General features: G+C 58.9%; 15 protein-coding genes, 2 tRNA genes and 1 rRNA gene. 10 read left to right on the top strand and 8 right to left on the bottom strand.

Annotated features, from left to right (window positions below):
- Positions 1-19: 19 nt before the first annotated feature.
- From ABFB52_RS01610 to ABFB52_RS01590, 5 genes are all read right to left on the bottom strand, one after another.
- Positions 20-95: transfer RNA gene (locus ABFB52_RS01610), tRNA-Ala, on the bottom strand.
- Between the two features lie 30 nt (positions 96-125).
- Positions 126-202, bottom strand: a tRNA-Ile gene (locus ABFB52_RS01605).
- Positions 203-283: 81 nt separating this feature from the next.
- Positions 284-1820: ribosomal RNA gene (locus ABFB52_RS01600) — 16S ribosomal RNA — on the bottom strand.
- A 642-nt stretch (positions 1821-2462) separates the two neighbouring features.
- The gene (locus tag ABFB52_RS01595) at positions 2463-3683 is read right to left on the bottom strand and encodes a CaiB/BaiF CoA-transferase family protein (RefSeq protein WP_102688256.1); all 1221 of its coding nucleotides are present in this window, start codon (positions 3681-3683) and stop codon (positions 2463-2465) included.
- A gap of 13 nt (positions 3684-3696) precedes the next feature.
- Complete coding sequence (locus ABFB52_RS01590) at positions 3697-4878, bottom strand: acyl-CoA dehydrogenase (RefSeq protein ID WP_011331834.1); 1182 nt, start codon at positions 4876-4878, stop codon at positions 3697-3699.
- A 158-nt stretch (positions 4879-5036) separates the two neighbouring features.
- Here ABFB52_RS01590 and ABFB52_RS01585 point away from each other — a divergent pair, with 158 nt between their 5' ends.
- The 10 genes from ABFB52_RS01585 (at position 5037) to ABFB52_RS01540 (ending at position 14878) form a co-directional block, all read left to right on the top strand.
- Complete coding sequence (locus ABFB52_RS01585; RefSeq protein ID WP_129973313.1) at positions 5037-5936, top strand: LysR family transcriptional regulator; 900 nt, start codon at positions 5037-5039, stop codon at positions 5934-5936.
- Between the two features lie 434 nt (positions 5937-6370).
- Positions 6371-7492, top strand: a complete 1122-nt coding sequence (locus ABFB52_RS01580; protein ID WP_011331831.1) for a Re/Si-specific NAD(P)(+) transhydrogenase subunit alpha — start codon at positions 6371-6373, stop codon at positions 7490-7492.
- A 15-nt stretch (positions 7493-7507) separates the two neighbouring features.
- Positions 7508-7828: an NAD(P) transhydrogenase subunit alpha gene (locus ABFB52_RS01575; protein ID WP_003220416.1), complete on the top strand. Its 321-nt coding sequence runs from the start codon at positions 7508-7510 to the stop codon at positions 7826-7828.
- Entirely contained in the window at positions 7828-9261 is a 1434-nt protein-coding gene (locus ABFB52_RS01570; RefSeq protein WP_085613551.1) for an NAD(P)(+) transhydrogenase (Re/Si-specific) subunit beta, read from the top strand. Before ABFB52_RS01575 ends, ABFB52_RS01570 begins: the two co-directional genes overlap by 1 nt.
- A 215-nt stretch (positions 9262-9476) precedes the next feature.
- Positions 9477-10970: an acetyl-CoA hydrolase/transferase family protein gene (locus ABFB52_RS01565; protein WP_074689736.1), complete on the top strand. Its 1494-nt coding sequence runs from the start codon at positions 9477-9479 to the stop codon at positions 10968-10970.
- Positions 10971-11291: 321 nt separating this feature from the next.
- Positions 11292-11507 (top strand): DUF1127 domain-containing protein, encoded by a 216-nt coding sequence (locus ABFB52_RS01560; RefSeq protein WP_007911656.1) that lies wholly within the window; start codon positions 11292-11294, stop codon positions 11505-11507.
- Positions 11508-11839: 332 nt separating this feature from the next.
- A complete protein-coding gene (locus ABFB52_RS01555) occupies positions 11840-12157 on the top strand; it encodes a DUF2388 domain-containing protein (RefSeq protein ID WP_007953908.1) in 318 nt (105 codons plus the stop codon).
- A 106-nt stretch (positions 12158-12263) separates the two neighbouring features.
- The gene (locus tag ABFB52_RS01550; protein ID WP_129973314.1) at positions 12264-12572 is read left to right on the top strand and encodes a DUF2388 domain-containing protein; all 309 of its coding nucleotides are present in this window, start codon (positions 12264-12266) and stop codon (positions 12570-12572) included.
- A gap of 27 nt (positions 12573-12599) precedes the next feature.
- On the top strand, positions 12600-12920 hold the full coding sequence (locus ABFB52_RS01545) for a DUF2388 domain-containing protein (protein ID WP_007953910.1): 321 nt from the start codon (positions 12600-12602) through the stop codon (positions 12918-12920).
- Positions 12917-14878 (top strand): DUF4105 domain-containing protein, encoded by a 1962-nt coding sequence (locus ABFB52_RS01540; RefSeq protein ID WP_129973315.1) that lies wholly within the window; start codon positions 12917-12919, stop codon positions 14876-14878. Before ABFB52_RS01545 ends, ABFB52_RS01540 begins: the two co-directional genes overlap by 4 nt.
- Before the next feature lie 70 nt (positions 14879-14948).
- Here ABFB52_RS01540 and ABFB52_RS01535 read toward each other — a convergent pair whose 3' ends face one another.
- From ABFB52_RS01535 to trpB, 3 genes are all read right to left on the bottom strand, one after another.
- Positions 14949-15392: an anti-virulence regulator CigR family protein gene (locus tag ABFB52_RS01535; RefSeq protein WP_007953914.1), complete on the bottom strand. Its 444-nt coding sequence runs from the start codon at positions 15390-15392 to the stop codon at positions 14949-14951.
- A 122-nt stretch (positions 15393-15514) separates the two neighbouring features.
- On the bottom strand, positions 15515-16327 hold the full coding sequence (gene trpA, locus ABFB52_RS01530; RefSeq protein ID WP_007953915.1) for a tryptophan synthase subunit alpha: 813 nt from the start codon (positions 16325-16327) through the stop codon (positions 15515-15517).
- On the bottom strand, positions 16327-17574 hold the full coding sequence (gene trpB, locus ABFB52_RS01525; protein ID WP_085748067.1) for a tryptophan synthase subunit beta: 1248 nt from the start codon (positions 17572-17574) through the stop codon (positions 16327-16329). The genes trpA and trpB overlap by 1 nt, the downstream gene beginning before the upstream one ends.
- Positions 17575-17645: the final 71 nt, after the last annotated feature.

Here is a 17645-nt window from a genome sequence, read left to right as displayed (position 1 = left end):
CTTACTTCAGAAGCAGTAGTGGTGGAGCCAAGCGGGATCGAACCGCTGACCTCCTGCGTGCAAGGCAGGCGCTCTCCCAGCTGAGCTATGGCCCCGTATTTCTACAGGCGTTTCCCACACAAAATTGGTGGGTCTGGGCAGATTCGAACTGCCGACCTCACCCTTATCAGGGGTGCGCTCTAACCAACTGAGCTACAGACCCAATTTCGGGCTGCTTCTTTCGTCTTCTTCAATGAATCAAGCAATTCGTGTGGGAACTTATGGAGCAGCTGATGTCGTCGATTAAGGAGGTGATCCAGCCGCAGGTTCCCCTACGGCTACCTTGTTACGACTTCACCCCAGTCATGAATCACACCGTGGTAACCGTCCTCCCGAAGGTTAGACTAGCTACTTCTGGTGCAACCCACTCCCATGGTGTGACGGGCGGTGTGTACAAGGCCCGGGAACGTATTCACCGCGACATTCTGATTCGCGATTACTAGCGATTCCGACTTCACGCAGTCGAGTTGCAGACTGCGATCCGGACTACGATCGGTTTTATGGGATTAGCTCCACCTCGCGGCTTGGCAACCCTTTGTACCGACCATTGTAGCACGTGTGTAGCCCAGGCCGTAAGGGCCATGATGACTTGACGTCATCCCCACCTTCCTCCGGTTTGTCACCGGCAGTCTCCTTAGAGTGCCCACCATTACGTGCTGGTAACTAAGGACAAGGGTTGCGCTCGTTACGGGACTTAACCCAACATCTCACGACACGAGCTGACGACAGCCATGCAGCACCTGTCTCAATGTTCCCGAAGGCACCAATCCATCTCTGGAAAGTTCATTGGATGTCAAGGCCTGGTAAGGTTCTTCGCGTTGCTTCGAATTAAACCACATGCTCCACCGCTTGTGCGGGCCCCCGTCAATTCATTTGAGTTTTAACCTTGCGGCCGTACTCCCCAGGCGGTCAACTTAATGCGTTAGCTGCGCCACTAAGAGCTCAAGGCTCCCAACGGCTAGTTGACATCGTTTACGGCGTGGACTACCAGGGTATCTAATCCTGTTTGCTCCCCACGCTTTCGCACCTCAGTGTCAGTATCAGTCCAGGTGGTCGCCTTCGCCACTGGTGTTCCTTCCTATATCTACGCATTTCACCGCTACACAGGAAATTCCACCACCCTCTACCATACTCTAGCTCGCCAGTTTTGGATGCAGTTCCCAGGTTGAGCCCGGGGATTTCACATCCAACTTAACGAACCACCTACGCGCGCTTTACGCCCAGTAATTCCGATTAACGCTTGCACCCTCTGTATTACCGCGGCTGCTGGCACAGAGTTAGCCGGTGCTTATTCTGTCGGTAACGTCAAAACAGCAAAGTATTAATTTACTGCCCTTCCTCCCAACTTAAAGTGCTTTACAATCCGAAGACCTTCTTCACACACGCGGCATGGCTGGATCAGGCTTTCGCCCATTGTCCAATATTCCCCACTGCTGCCTCCCGTAGGAGTCTGGACCGTGTCTCAGTTCCAGTGTGACTGATCATCCTCTCAGACCAGTTACGGATCGTCGCCTTGGTGAGCCATTACCTCACCAACTAGCTAATCCGACCTAGGCTCATCTGATAGCGCAAGGCCCGAAGGTCCCCTGCTTTCTCCCGTAGGACGTATGCGGTATTAGCGTTCCTTTCGAAACGTTGTCCCCCACTACCAGGCAGATTCCTAGGCATTACTCACCCGTCCGCCGCTGAATTCAGGAGCAAGCTCCCTTCATCCGCTCGACTTGCATGTGTTAGGCCTGCCGCCAGCGTTCAATCTGAGCCATGATCAAACTCTTCAGTTCAAACATCTTTGGGTTTTTAAGAAACCCTAAACTTGGCTCAGCAATCGTTGGTTACATCTTTGATTTCTCGCGGAGTAACTTGTGATGCTGATAATCTTGTTGACTATCAGTCTGACTCCACAAGCACCCACACGAATTGCTTGATTCAGTTGTTAAAGAGCGGTTGGTTAAGATCTTTCGTCTCAACCGAGGCGCGCATTCTACAGCAGCCTCATTTGCTGTCAAGTGATTATTTTCAGAAGTTTTCGAAGATTTCTTCAACAACTTCAACCACTTGCGCTTCCGATCTCTCGTTAGCGGGAGGCGAATTCTACAGCGTTACACGCTGCTGTCAACACCTCTTTTTCTCCGCTTTCGACCGAGAAGATCGAACCGTTGAAAGCACCAAAAGAACCGGCATTTCCAACTCCTTCCAGACTTCGATGAACTGAAGCGACCCGCTTTCGAAACCTACTTAACTCATTGAATCTCAAGGAGTTTTCCGTTTCGACTGCGCCGGAAGTGGGGCGAATTATAGAGACTCAGAATCTGCCGTCAACCCTTAATTTCGCTTTTCTTTCAATAACTTGCAGATAGGCCAAAAACATCCAATTCCCTCTATATAGAAAAGGATTCAGCACCCCTTCTATATAGAGAGAACCATCAGAGCACTCCATCCTCTTTCATCGCAGCCACTGCTCCAGCCCCAAGACCCAGCACCCGCTGCAAAACGTCCAAGGTGTGTTCGCCCAACAAAGGAGGCGCAAGGCGATACTCGACAGGCGTCCGCGACAACCGGATCGGGCTGGCCACCTGCGGCACCATCCCCGCCAGCGCGTGAGGCAGCTCAATCGCCAACCCGCGAGACTTCACCTGCGGATCCTCGAATACCTGTGACAGATCATTGATCGGCCCACACGGCACACCTGCCTGCTCCAACTGAGCCACCCACTCTGCAGTTGTCTTGAATACAGTAGCCTGACGAATCAGCGGAATCAGCACCGCACGGTTCGCCACCCGCAGCTTATTAGTCGCGAAACGCGGATCGTCCGCCCACTGGGGCTGCCCCGCCACTTCGGCAAATTTGCGGAACTGCCCGTCATTGCCCACGGTAAGAATGAAGTCGCCATCGGCCGTAGGAAAATCCTGGTACGGCACGATATTCGGGTGCGCATTCCCTAGCCGCTTTGGCGCATTGCCCGTCGTCAGGTAATTCATCGCCTGGTTAGCCAGACAAGCCACCTGCACATCCAGCAACGCCATATCGATATGCTGCCCGCCGCCATCGTGATCACGGTGAGCCAATGCCGCCAGAATCGCCACGGTCGAATACAACCCCGTCAGGATATCCGTAAGCGCCACACCCACCTTCACCGGCCCGGCACCTTCATCACCCTCAGGTCGCCCGGTCAGACTCATCAGCCCGCCAAGCCCCTGGATCATGAAGTCATAACCCGCACGCTTGGCATACGGTCCGGTCTGACCAAAACCGGTGATCGAGCAATAGATCAGATCCGGATTGATCGCCTTCAGCGACTCGTAATCCAAGCCATACGCCGCCAGACCACCCACCTTGAAGTTTTCGATCAGGATGTCGGACTTGGCTGCCAGCTCCCGAACGAGCTTCTGGCCCTCGGGACGCGTAAAGTCGATCGTCACCGATTGCTTGTTGCGATTGGCCGACAGGTAATAAGCCGCCTCGCTAGTGTTCTCGCCATAAGCGTCCTTCAGGAAGGGCGGCCCCCAGGCGCGAGTGTCGTCACCATTCCCCGGGCGCTCGACCTTGATCACTTCCGCCCCAAGGTCAGCAAGAATTTGCCCGGCCCATGGGCCGGCCAGCACTCGCGATAAATCCAGTACCCGCAGATGCGACAGCGCGCCCATGGTCGCTCTCCTATTAATAGAACGCCTGCAGGCCGGTCTGCGCACGACCGAGGATCAGCGCGTGAACGTCGTGAGTGCCTTCATAGGTATTCACCACTTCCAGGTTGACCAGGTGACGGGCCACGCCGAATTCATCGGATATCCCGTTGCCGCCCAACATGTCACGCGCCATGCGGGCGATCTCGAGAGACTTGCCGCAAGAGTTGCGCTTCATGATCGAAGTGATTTCAACCGCAGCAGTGCCTTCATCCTTCATGCGGCCCAGACGCAGACAGCCTTGCAGTGCCAAAGTGATCTCGGTCTGCATGTCAGCCAGCTTCTTCTGGATCAACTGAGTGGCGGCCAGCGGACGACCGAACTGTTGACGATCCAGGGTGTACTGGCGAGCGGTGTGCCAGCAGAACTCGGCAGCACCCAACGCGCCCCAAGAGATGCCATAACGTGCGGAGTTGAGGCAGGTGAACGGACCTTTCAGTCCACGCACATCCGGGAAGATGTTCTCTTCCGGCACGAACACATTGTCCATGACAATTTCGCCGGTGATCGAAGCCCGCAGGCCGACCTTGCCGTGAATCGCCGGAGCGCTCAGGCCTTTCCAGCCCTTCTCCAGAACGAAACCGCGAATATCGCCAGCATCGTCCTTGGCCCAGACCACGAACACATCGGCGATCGGGCTGTTGGTGATCCACATCTTGGCACCAGTCAGGCTGTAGCCGCCGTCGACTTTACGTGCACGTGTAATCATCGCGCCTGGATCGGAACCGTGGTTCGGCTCGGTCAGACCGAAGCAGCCGATCCACTCGCCGGAAGCCAGCTTCGGCAGGTACTTCTGCTTCTGTGCTTCAGTACCGAATTCGTTGATCGGCACCATCACCAGCGAAGACTGCACGCTCATCATCGAACGGTAGCCAGAGTCGACACGCTCGACTTCACGAGCGATCAGGCCATAGCTGACGTAGTTGAGGCCGCTGCCACCGTACTGCTCGGGGATGGTCGCGCCCAACAGGCCGACCTCACCCATTTCACGGAAGATCGCCGGGTCAGTCTTTTCATGGCGGAAGGCTTCGAGCACGCGCGGCGCGAGGCTCTGCTGGGCGAATTGCTCGGCAGTGTCGCGGATCATGCGTTCTTCTTCAGTCAGCTGTTGATCCAGCAGCAGTGGATCGATCCAGTTGAAGCTAGCTTTACCGCCCATGAGTGAGTCCTCGCAAATCGGGTGAATTAACGTGGCATTGATCCTAGGCGCGCTTCCCCATCCCGGCAAACGAGGATTTCGCATCCTGTTGTGCTAATTTCTCACTCCGAAACGTCGCGAGATGCCGATTAAGCGATGTATTAGTGAGGTTGACGTACATGCGCCGCAAGATACCCAGCACCACCGCCCTGATCAGCTTCGAGGCTGCTGCCCGTCACGAGAGCTTTACCAAGGCCGCTGAAGAACTTTCCCTCACCCAGGGCGCCATTTGCCGACAGATCGCCAGCCTGGAGGACTTCCTCAGCGTCGAACTCTTCCGACGCTCGCGTCGCGGGGTGAAGCTGACAGAAGCGGGCCTTTCCTACAGTCGTCGGGTCGCCACCCAACTCGACGCCGTTGAGCGCGACACCCTGTCGGTGATGGGTCAGCAAGGCACCAATGTGATTGAGCTCGCCGTGGTGCCCACCTTCGGCACGCAATGGCTGTTGCCAAGGCTGAAGGACTTCCAGCTCAAACATCCGGAAGTGACGGTCAACCTGACCAACCGCACCCGCCCGTTCCTGTTTGCCGACACCGAATTCGATGCCGCCATCTACTTTGGCGATGCCGACTGGTCCGGTACCGAATCCCACAGGCTGATGGGCGAGAATCCGATGCCTGTATGCAGTCCCGTCCTGCTCGGCAACAAGACGCATCTGACACCCGATGAAATCGCCGATCTGCCGCTGCTCCAGCAAACCACCCGCCCCTACGCCTGGCGACAGTGGTTCAACTCGCAACACCTGAACATCCCCCGCGACATGACAGGTCCGCGCTACGAGCTATTCTCCATGCTGGCCCAGGCCGCCATGCACGACATGGGCATCGCGCTGATCCCACCATTCCTCATTCAGCGCGAACTGGCCGAGAAACGCCTGGTGATTGCCAACCCGAACGCGCTCTCCAGCATCAAGGCGTATTACCTGATGATTCCGGAGCGAAAGGTTGAATCCGCTTCACTCAAGGCTTTTCGCGACTGGCTGGTGAACCAGGCACACAGCTACAACCTAGAAGGCTAAAGGGTTTCAGCGATTGCTAACCCAGTAGTCAGGAAAATTAAAGCCCTACAGATATAACTATTTGTCGCAAATCGACAGACTGTATCCGAAAGTCGTACAGACGTCCCACAAGCGCCTGCCGACGTGGCTTTGCGCCCTCATTCGCGACTCATTGCGGCCTATTCACGTCACCGATGAGAAAAATCTTCAAATTCATCCAGAATCCTTGAAAGGCACGGCCTGCAAGGGATTCAACTGGCCATCTGCGACATTCGGTCACGGGATGACTTGTAGTTAATTTTCCGTCACCCGTCATAATCCCTTGAAGGGCATAAACTTCGCCTGCAAAATGCCGCGCCCCGCCCTGATTTGGCGGGATCGTGCTGATCGGCCGCCCCAGTCGCACCATCCGTAGTGCATGGGTTTACTCAATAAGATCACGCAGGAGATTTGACGTGCACATTGGTGTTCCTCTCGAAACCCAGACCGGTGAAACACGGGTTGCTGCAACCCCGGAAACCATTAAAAAGCTGATCAGCCAAGGTCATAAGGTCACTGTGCAAACCGGCGCCGGCGTTAAAGCCAGCGTTGTCGACAGTGCCTATGAAGCGGCAGGCGCAACCATTGGCAGTGCCAATGACGCGTTTGGCGCCGAGCTGATTCTCAAAGTGGTCGCGCCAAGCGATGCCGAACTGACGCTGATCAAGCGCGGAACGGTGCTGGTGGGCATGCTCAACCCGTTCAACAACGACACCATCGCGAAGATGGCCGAGTGCGGGATTACCGCGTTCGCCCTGGAAGCGGCACCACGTACCTCCCGGGCCCAGAGTCTCGACGTGCTGTCGTCCCAGGCGAATATTGCCGGCTATAAGGCCGTGCTGCTGGCCGCTCACTACTATCCGCGCTTCATGCCGATGCTGATGACCGCTGCGGGCACCGTGAAAGCGGCGCGCGTGCTGATTCTGGGTGCCGGCGTGGCCGGGTTGCAGGCGATTGCCACGGCGAAACGTCTGGGTGCCGTCATCGAAGCGTCCGACGTACGTCCGGCCGTGAAGGAACAGATCGAATCCCTCGGCGCCAAGTTCGTCGACGTGCCTTACGAAACCGATGAAGAACGCGAATGCGCGGTCGGCGTCGGCGGTTACGCACGCCCGATGCCGGCGAGCTGGATGCAGCGTCAGGCCCAGGCCGTGCACGAGCGCGCCAAGCAGGCTGACATCGTCATCACCACCGCACTGATTCCGGGCCGCAAGGCACCGACGCTGCTGAGCGCAGACACCGTGGCGCAGATGAAACCCGGCTCGGTGGTCATCGACCTCGCGGCCGCTCAGGGTGGCAACTGCCCGCTGACCGTGGCCGATCAGGTCGTGATCGAGAACGGCGTGACCATCGTCGGCCCGACCAACCTTGCCGGTGAAGTCGCCGCAGATGCCTCGGCGCTGTACGCACGCAACCTGCTGGACTTCCTGAAGCTGGTCTTCACCAAAGAAGGCCAGTTCGAAGTGAACCTCGAAGACGACATCGTCGCCGCGTGCCTGATGTGCCGCGACGGCCAAGTCATCCGCAAAAACGCCTAAGCAGGGATTCAGACGATGGAAGAGCTTATCTCCCCCGGTATCTACAACCTGATCATCTTCGTGCTGGCGATTTATGTCGGTTACCACGTGGTCTGGAACGTTACACCCGCGCTGCACACGCCCTTGATGGCAGTGACCAACGCCATTTCGGCGATCGTGATCGTCGGCGCCATGCTCGCGGCCGCACTGACCGTCACCCCGCTGGGCAAGACCATGGGCACCCTCGCCGTGGCACTGGCCGCGGTCAACGTCTTCGGTGGCTTCCTGGTGACCCGCCGCATGCTTGAGATGTTCAAGAAGAAGGCCCCGAAAGCAAAAGAAGAGGCGCCTAAGTAATGAGCATGAACCTCGTCACGACGCTCTACCTGATCGCGTCGATCTGCTTCATCCAGGCCCTCAAGGGGCTGTCGCACCCGACCACGTCGCGCCGCGGCAACCTGTTCGGCATGCTCGGCATGGCGCTGGCAATCATCACCACTGTCGGCCTCATCTATAAGCTGGGCGCTGAGCTGGCCACCGCCGGTATTGGCTATGTGATCGTCGGCCTGCTGATCGGCGGCACCGCCGGTTCGATCATGGCCAAGCGCGTTGAAATGACCAAGATGCCGGAACTGGTTGCGTTCATGCACAGCATGATCGGTCTGGCAGCGGTGTTCATCGCCATCGCCGCCGTGGTCGAGCCGCAGTCGCTGGGCATCGTCAAGCAACTGGGCGACTCGATCCCGGCGGGTAACCGTCTGGAGCTGTTCCTCGGCGCAGCCATCGGTGCAATCACCTTCTCCGGTTCGGTGATTGCGTTCGGCAAGCTGTCGGGCAAGTACAAGTTCCGTCTGTTCCAGGGTGCACCGGTACAGTTCAGCGGTCAGCACAAGCTGAACGCGGTACTGGGTCTGGCAACGCTGATCCTCGGCGTCACCTTCATGCTGACCGGCAACCTCGCCGCGTTCGCACTGATGCTGGCCCTGGCGTTCGTCATGGGCGTGCTGATCATCATCCCGATCGGCGGCGCCGACATGCCGGTGGTGGTGTCGATGCTCAACAGCTATTCCGGCTGGGCGGCGGCAGGTATCGGCTTCTCGCTGAACAACTCGATGCTGATCATTGCCGGCTCGCTGGTGGGTTCGAGCGGTGCGATCCTCTCGTACATCATGTGCAAGGCGATGAACCGTTCCTTCTTTAATGTACTGCTCGGCGGTTTCGGCAATACAGCAGATGCCGGTCCTGCCGGTGAGAAGGAAGCCCGTCCGGTGAAATCCGGTTCGGCTGACGACGCGACTTTCCTGCTGACCAACGCCGACACCGTGATCATTGTTCCGGGTTACGGCTTGGCGGTGGCTCGCGCACAGCACGCCTTGAAAGAGCTGACCGAGAAGCTGACCCACCATGGCGTGACCGTGAAGTATGCGATCCACCCGGTGGCCGGTCGGATGCCTGGGCACATGAACGTACTGTTGGCCGAGGCCGAAGTGCCGTACGACCAGGTGTTCGAAATGGAAGACATCAACTCCGAGTTCGGCCAGGCCGACGTGGTGCTGGTGCTCGGCGCCAACGACGTGGTCAACCCGGCCGCCAAGAACGATCCGAAATCGCCGATTGCCGGCATGCCGATCCTCGAAGCGTTCAAGGCCAAGACCATCATCGTCAATAAGCGCTCGATGGCCAGCGGCTATGCCGGCCTGGACAACGAACTGTTCTATCTGGACAAGACCATGATGGTCTTCGGCGACGCGAAAAAAGTCATCGAAGACATGGTCAAAGCGGTCGAATAACTCGCTCGCTGCTTCACCGGACGCCCCGACTTGTCGGGGCGTTTTTGTTTACGCAAAACGTCGGACAATTTGCCGCGTTGTTGCAGATCCAGTAACGGTATTTTACTTGAAACCCGCTAAATAGACGCCTCGTTTGCGACCTTGGTAGCGGGACAGGCGCTCGCGAAATTCACTAGACTGCGCATCCTGCTACTCGCTGCCCGAGAAAATAATCCATGTACCGTGACCGTATTCGCCTGCCTTCGTTGTTGGATAAAGTGATGAGCGCCGCCGACGCCGCTGCGCTGATTGAGGACGGCATGACCGTCGGCATGAGCGGCTTCACCCGCGCCGGCGAAGCCAAGGCCGTGCCCCATGCGCTGGCCGAGCGAGCCAAGGTCACGCCGCTGAAGATCAGCCTGATGACCGGCGCCAGCCTGGGCAACGACCTCGACAAACAATTGACCGAGGCCGGCGTGCTGTCGCGGCGTATGCCGTTCCAGGTCGACAGCACCTTGCGCAAGGCGATCAACGCCGGCGAAGTGATGTTCATCGACCAGCACCTGTCGGAAACCGTCGAGCAACTGCGCAACCAGCAACTGAAGCTGCCGGACATCGCCGTGATCGAAGCGGTGGCCATCACCGAACAGGGCCACATCGTGCCGACTACATCGGTGGGCAACTCGGCGAGCTTCGCGATCTTCGCCAAACACGTGATCGTCGAGATCAACCTGGCGCACAACGCCAACCTCGAAGGTCTGCATGACATCTACATCCCGACCTATCGTCCGACCCGCACGCCGATTCCGCTGGTAAAGGTCGACGACCGTATTGGCAGCACTGCGATCCCGATCCCGCCGGAGAAGATTGTCGCCATCGTCATCACCCAGCAGTCGGACTCGCCGTCCACCGTGTCGTCGCCGGATGTCGACACCAAGGCCATCGCCGATCACTTGATCACTTTCCTCAAGCAAGAAGTCGACGCCGGGCGCATGACCAACAAGCTCGGACCGTTGCAGGCCGGGATCGGCAACATTGCCAACGCGGTGATGTGCGGGCTGATCGACTCGCCGTTCGAAGACCTGACCATGTACTCCGAAGTGCTTCAGGACTCGACCTTCGACCTGATCGACGCCGGCAAGCTGAGCTTTGCCTCGGGCAGTTCGATCACCCTGTCTGAGCGGCGCAACAGCGACGTGTTCGGCAACCTGGAGAAGTACAAGGACAAACTGGTACTGCGCCCGCAAGAGATCTCCAACCACCCGGAAGTGGTGCGGCGTCTGGGCATCATCGGCATCAACACGGCCCTTGAGTTCGACATCTATGGCAACGTCAACTCGACCCACGTTTGCGGCACGCGAATGATGAACGGCATCGGCGGCTCAGGCGACTTCGCGCGCAACGCACACTTGGCGGTGTTCGTGACCAAGTCGATCGCCAAGGGCGGCGCGATTTCCAGCGTGGTGCCGATGGTCAGCCACGTCGACCATACCGAGCATGACGTCGACATCCTGGTGACCGAGGTGGGCCTGGCCGACCTGCGCGGCCTGGCGCCACGGGAACGCGCCCGGGTCATCATCGATAATTGCGTGCACCCGGATTACCGCCCGGCGCTGAACGATTACTTCGAAAAAGCCTGTGCGATCGGCGGCCACACTCCGCACATCCTGCGTGACGCCCTGAGCTGGCACATCAATCTGGAAGAAACCGGACGCATGCTGGCGGTGTAATCCGCACAGATTTTCCGCTGGCGCAAACACAGTTTCGTCAGCGGAAATTTGAAAACCGCCGCAGCCGTCAAAAACTGTACTGCTGTACCGGTCTATTCCTACGGCTTTTGCCTACTCGAATCATCGATTTGGGCAAAAATGCACCAAATAAGCGCAGACAGGTACAGTTTGCGCGATTTTGACCCGTACACCCTCTATAAACAGTTAACTGGTCACTCACAATACAGGTGAACTGTATCTAGAGAGTCTGGCTAAACGAGAGGATCATGGGCACCAGTTAAACCACTACCTAATCCCGCCACAAGCGGAAGGATGTCAACCATGGAACGTACACTCAGTTCCGAACTGTTCTTCGAAGACAAAGCTGTAAACACCCAGGCTTCCCTGCCTCTGCGCGTTATCGCCAACCTGATGCTGTGGCAGCGCCGCATCTCCAGCCGCCATCAACTGGCTCGTCTGGATTCGCGTCTGCTGGCTGACGCCGGGATTAGCGAAGCACAACGCTACGAAGAGCTGAGCAAGCCGTTCTGGCGCTAAGCAGCGTCGCTGGCTCTGGTCGCTAGACCCACCGCCAGCAACCCGAATTGAACACACAAGACCCGTCGCGGGAAACCGCGACGGGTTTTGTCGTTTCAGGGCAGAAAAAACTGAATATCCAGTTTGAAACATCAAACAGATACAGTTTTCGAAAAGTTAATAAAGACAAGTACAGTTACGCAAAATGTGTTCAGGCCAGCATCCTGACCACTGTGCGAATCCCGAACGGAGGCCTAAGATCCATGCAGAACGTGGCGAATGCTGTGCGACTGGCGTCTGACCTTCAGACACCGAGCCACCTCTCAATACGGTTTATCCACAGGAGTTCTCCCATGTCCCGTCTTCGTCTGCTCAGCGCCGCCGCACTGCTGGCCGTCGCTGCCAACGCCAGCGCCACCAGCTTCATCGTGACCACCGACGCCGTGGTTGGCGCACTCAAGTCCTCTTCCGATGCCACCTCCGACGTCACCTCGTCCTTCCGTGACGACAAGATCGTGCTCGCCGCCCGTGACGACGCCGCCAGCTTCGTGGCCAGCGAAGGTGAAATCCGTGGCGTGAAACTGGAGAGCGCACTGGATCACATCCGTCATCAGGCTCCGCAACTGAACGCGACCGACGCACAGCTGGCCCAGGCCATTCTGACGATCTAAGCAATGGAACATTACGGGGCACGCCGCTAGTGTCCCGATGTTTCGGCACTGGCTCTAGTCCGGGCATTGCGCTAGCCTTGGGACTCGCCAACAGCTGCCGAGTCCCATGCGTTTTCTTACAAATCTGCTTATCCCCTCTGTACTGATCACCGCCTGCTGGATTCCTCTGGCAGACGCCTTCGATGTGTCCACACAGAACACCGTTGTCAGCGTCTGGGCCACCGGCATGGTGTCTTCCGCGCCGTTCGACCGTAAACTGATCGTCGCCGCGCACGACGATGCTGCAGCGTTCGTTGCCAGTGACGGCCAGATGCGCGGCGCACAGCTCGAATCCGCCCTGCATTACCTGCGCAAGAGCCGGCCAAAACTTCATGTCAGCGACCTTGAACTGGCACAGTCAATTCTCGTCCAATAGTCATCCCTGTCTTTTCGGAGTCGTTCCATGCGTAGCCCGCTGATTGCTGCCGCCCTTGGCCTGCTGTTGTTGGCCGATATGGCCCAGGCACACACCCTGGTAGCCACCAGTAACATCATCGTCCGCGCCTCCCAGCGCACCATCGATTTCACCTCCGACACCACTACGTCGATTCGCGATTCGAAAATCATCCGCGAAGCCCACGACGACGCCGCCAGTTTCGTGGCCAGCGACGGTGATATCCGTGGTGCCAACCTGGAAGCCGCCTTCAACACCTTGCGCACCCGCGTGCCGGAAGCTCGCGACGCCAGTGATCAGGTACTCGCCGAAGCCATCCTCGCACTGTGAAGTCACTCGGCGCCTGGCTGCTGGCCGGGGCGTTGTTGCTGCTTGGCAACAGCGCCCACGCCGGCCTGCAATTGCGGCTCAAGATCGACGGCCTGAGCCCCGCCCAACAGCAGGCCAGCCAGGCACTGCTCGATGAAGCCATGCAGGCGTTGCCGCCGAGCTTCATCGAACGCCTGGACCGGCGTATCGATGTCGGCTGGACCGACGACATGCCCGGCAACGCCTACGGCCAGGCGACGCTCGTCTCCGAGCTGGACCTGAACCGAAAACTGCTCGCCAGCCTCACCGACGGCAGCGCGGCCACGCAAAAAACCAATCGCCCCCACGGCACCGTTCGCCGGGAACTGCTGGCCACGGTGCTGCACGAAATCACCCACATTTACGATCGCGCGCGCTTGTGGCCGGCGGCCGAACGCACGCTGATCCAGCGCTGTACCCGACGCAACAACAGCGCCGGGCTGATCGGCATTCCCGATGAGTGCCGCGGCCAGAACGGTCGGCGCTTCACCCTCAGCGATGATCCACGCCTGCTCGATCTCGCCGGCTGGCAGCAATACGTCGGCCGTCGTGGCGAACGTGAACAGCACAACCGGCAGATCGCTCGCAGCCCCGACCTTTACGAAATCTCCAGCCCGAAGGAGTTTGTCGCGGTCAACATGGAGTATTTCCTCCTCGACCCGAGCTACGCCTGCCGGCGCCCGGCGCTGTATCGCTATTACCAGGAGCACTTCGGCTGGGCACCGCCCGCGAAAGATGAGTGCGCCAAAACCTTCGCTTTCCTCAATGCCGGCAACGACTTTGCCAAACAGCCCCTGGGCCAGGTTGATCCGGAGCGCGTGTACGCGGTGGATTACCTGTTGGCCGAAGCCAACCAGAACTGGGTCAGCCGTTGGGGCCACAGCATGTTGCGTCTGGTGATCTGTGCACCGGGCCGACCACGCGGGCCGGACTGCCGACTGGATCTGGACCAGCATCTGGTGCTCTCATACCGCGCCTTCGTCGGTGACGTACAGCTGTCGAGCTGGGACGGACTGGTCGGCAAATACCCGTCGCGCCTATTTGTGTTGCCGCTGGCGCAGGTGATCGACGAGTACACCAAGACCGAACTGCGCAGCCTGGCGTCGGTGCCGTTGAATCTCTCGCGCAGCGAAATCGAGGGCGTAGTCGAACACGCCGCCGAAATGCACTGGAGCTACGACGGCAATTACTTCTTTCTCTCCAACAACTGTGCGGTCGAAGGCCTGAAACTGCTGCGCAGCGGCAGCAACAACGCCCGGCTCACCGGCCTCGACAGCATCATGCCCAACGGCTTGCTGGAGGTGCTGAAGGGGCGAGGCCTGGCCGACACCAGCGTGCTCGATGATCCGAAAGAGGCGTTGCGCCTGGGTTATCGTTTCGACTCGTTTCGTGACCGTTATCAGGCGATGTTCGATGTCTTGAAAAAGCAATTGCCAATCAAGCAGGCAACCGTTGAAGAATGGCTTTCGCTGTCCGCCGAAGAACGTCGCCCATGGTTCGAACGTGCAGACCTGCGCACCAGCGCCGCGCTGTTATTGCTGGAGCAAGCCAGTTTCCGCCGCCAATTGCTGTTGGCTCAGGATGAGGTCAAGCAACGCTACCTCGGCGCCCGTGAGCTGGAAGACGGTGGCATGGACAAGGCCAACGCGACCTTGCAGCAGATCCTCGCCAACAGCGGCTTCCTCAGCCGACCGGCAGAATTGCTCGACTCCCGAGGTTATGGCCTGCCGCAACCAAGCGAATTCAGCCGACTGGAAGCAGAAAGCAGCCAGCGCCAGAAACAATTGCTGGCCCTGACCGGCGATCTCGATAAGGAAGTACGCGCATTGCTCGAGCCCAAACGAGCAGCCGAAATTGCGGCCAGCGAGGCCAACGTGAAACAGATCGGCGAGCATCTGCGCAAACTGCACAAAGCCTCGGGCGGACTGGAACTGCCCTGAAAAAAACACAGGCCCTGAAAACAAAAGACCGCAGCCGGTAAAGGCTGCGGTCTTTTTTATTGCCTGACGATCAGTACAGAACGCCATCCAGTACTTCGTAAACGACCCCGCTGCCCACCGCGATCAGCACGATGTCACCGCCAGCACGACGCCATTCATAACCCGGGTAATACGGCAGACGACTCAACGCCCGGTTATCCAGCCGCTCGCCGTAATAGCCATGGGGCAGCGGGCGGCCACGGACCAGATGAATGCCTGGAGGCGGCGGCGCACCGCGAACGAAATAGCCATGATTGTCACGGATCACCTGACGCACCGGGCCAAAATCCCGAGGCGGCGGGCCGCCGCGATGGTTGCTTTGCCAATCATGGTGATCGCCACCGCGATTGTCGTAGTGGCCCTGTTGCGGGCCGCCGTGGTCGTGATCGTCGCGCGGATCGGCGCTGGCCAGCAGCGGCGTCGCGCTGATCATCAGCACGCCCAGACTGGCAATCAGACGTTTCGGCATTTTCATCGGGTCTTTCCTCACTGCACTGACAGCAAAAAGGGATTCAGAACGTGGTTCTGAATCCCTCGGTCTTGCTCAATTAGTCTGTGCCGCGAGGCCCTAATTCCTCTGTATCAGGAACTTTACCTTCAGCTGACGCGAGCCTTACGCACGCCTTCGGACAGCGCCGAACACAGGCTCAGCACGCCGTCGATGGCCTGGTCCGGCGTGGTCGCGTTGGCGATGTGATCGATCAGCGCCGAGCCCACCACCACACCATCGGCCAGACGCGCGATGGACGCGGCCTGCTCCGGCGTGCGGATACCGAAACCGATGCTGATCGGCAGATCGGTATGACGACGCAGACGCGCCACCGCTTCCTCGACGTGTTCCAGAGTCGCCGCACCGGCACCGGTCACACCGGCAACCGACACGTAGTAAACGAAGCCGGAGCTGCCGTTCAACACTTTCGGCAGACGCGCATCATCGGTGGTCGGGGTGGTCAGGCGGATGAAGTCGATGCCCGCTGCCTGGGCCGGGTCGCACAGCTCCGAGTTGTGCTCCGGTGGCATGTCGACCACGATCAGGCCATCAACGCCGGCCTCTTTGGCTTCGGCGATGAAGCGCTCGACGCCGAACTTGTGGATCGGGTTGAAGTAACCCATCAGCACCAGCGGCGTGTCGCTGTTGTCCTTGCGGAACTCGCGAACCATTTGCAGGGTTTTGATCAGGTTCTGCTTGGCGCCCAAAGCACGGATGTTCGCCAGCTGAATCGCCGGGCCGTCGGCCATCGGGTCGGTGAACGGCATGCCCAGTTCGATCACGTCGGCACCGGCTTTCGGCAGGCCTTTGAGGATTGCCAGCGAGGTGTCGTAGTCCGGGTCGCCAGCAGTGACGAAGGTCACCAGGGCGGCGCGATTCTGTTCCTTGAGTTCGGCAAAACGGGTTTGCAGGCGGCTCATCAGTGTTTCTCCTGCTTCGATTGCTCTTGTTGAGAGTGTTCCATGTGGTGCATGACGGTCTGCATGTCTTTGTCGCCGCGGCCGGACAGGTTGACCACCATCAGGTGATCCTTCGGCAGTTTCGGTGCGCGTTTGAATACTTCGGCCAACGCATGAGCGCTTTCCAATGCAGGGATGATCCCCTCGAGGCGGCAGCATTTGTGGAACGCATCAAGGGCTTCGTCGTCGGTCACCGAGGTGTACTGGACGCGGCCGATGTCATGCAACCACGCGTGCTCAGGGCCGATGCCCGGATAGTCGAGGCCGGCGGAAATCGAGTGGGCGTCGATGATCTGGCCATCGTCGTCCTGCAGCAGGAAGGTACGGTTGCCGTGCAGCACACCCGGTACGCCGCCGTTGAGGCTGGCCGCGTGTTTGCCGGTCTCGATGCCGTAACCGGCGGCTTCGACGCCGATGATCTCGACGCTCTTGTCATCGAGGAACGGGTGGAACAGGCCCATGGCGTTGGAACCGCCACCGATGCACGCCACCAGGCTGTCCGGCAGACGACCTTCCTGAGCTTGCAACTGATCGCGGGTTTCCTTGCCGATCACCGCCTGGAAGTCGCGAACCATGGCTGGATAAGGGTGCGGGCCGGCCACGGTGCCGATCAGGTAAAAGGTGCTGTCGACGTTGGTCACCCAGTCACGCAGCGCTTCGTTCATCGCGTCTTTCAGGGTGCCGGTGCCGGCGACCACCGGGATCACCTCGGCGCCCAGCAGCTTCATGCGGAATACGTTCGCCTGCTGACGCTCGATGTCGGTGGTGCCCATGTAGATCACGCAGTCCAGACCGAAACGCGCAGCCACGGTGGCGGTAGCCACGCCGTGCATGCCGGCGCCGGTCTCGGCGATGATGCGTTTCTTGCCCATGCGCCGCGCCAGCAGGATCTGGCCGATGCAGTTGTTGATCTTGTGCGCGCCGGTGTGGTTCAGCTCTTCGCGCTTGAGGTAGATCTTGGCGCCACCGCAGAACTCGGTCAGGCGCTCGGCGAAATACAGCGGGCTCGGACGTCCGACGTAGTCGCGCTGGAAGTAGGCCAATTCTTCTTTGAACGCCGGATCTTCCTTGGCCGCTTCGTATTCACGAGCCAGGTCGAGGATCAACGGCATCAGGGTTTCGGCGACGTAACGGCCGCCGAACGAGCCAAACAGGCCGTTGGCGTCAGGGCCGTTACGCAGATCGGAGGTGTTCGAAGTCTGGGTCATGGTTCGCTCCAGCGGATTTCACGAGAAGACAATGGCGTTCACTCTACCCCTGACCTTCCAGACTGAAAACC

The organism is Pseudomonas sp. 9.2(2024), assembly GCF_039695385.1.
Lineage (GTDB): Bacteria > Pseudomonadota > Gammaproteobacteria > Pseudomonadales > Pseudomonadaceae > Aquipseudomonas > Aquipseudomonas paraglycinae.
This window is presented reverse-complemented; position numbering and strand designations above follow the sequence as displayed.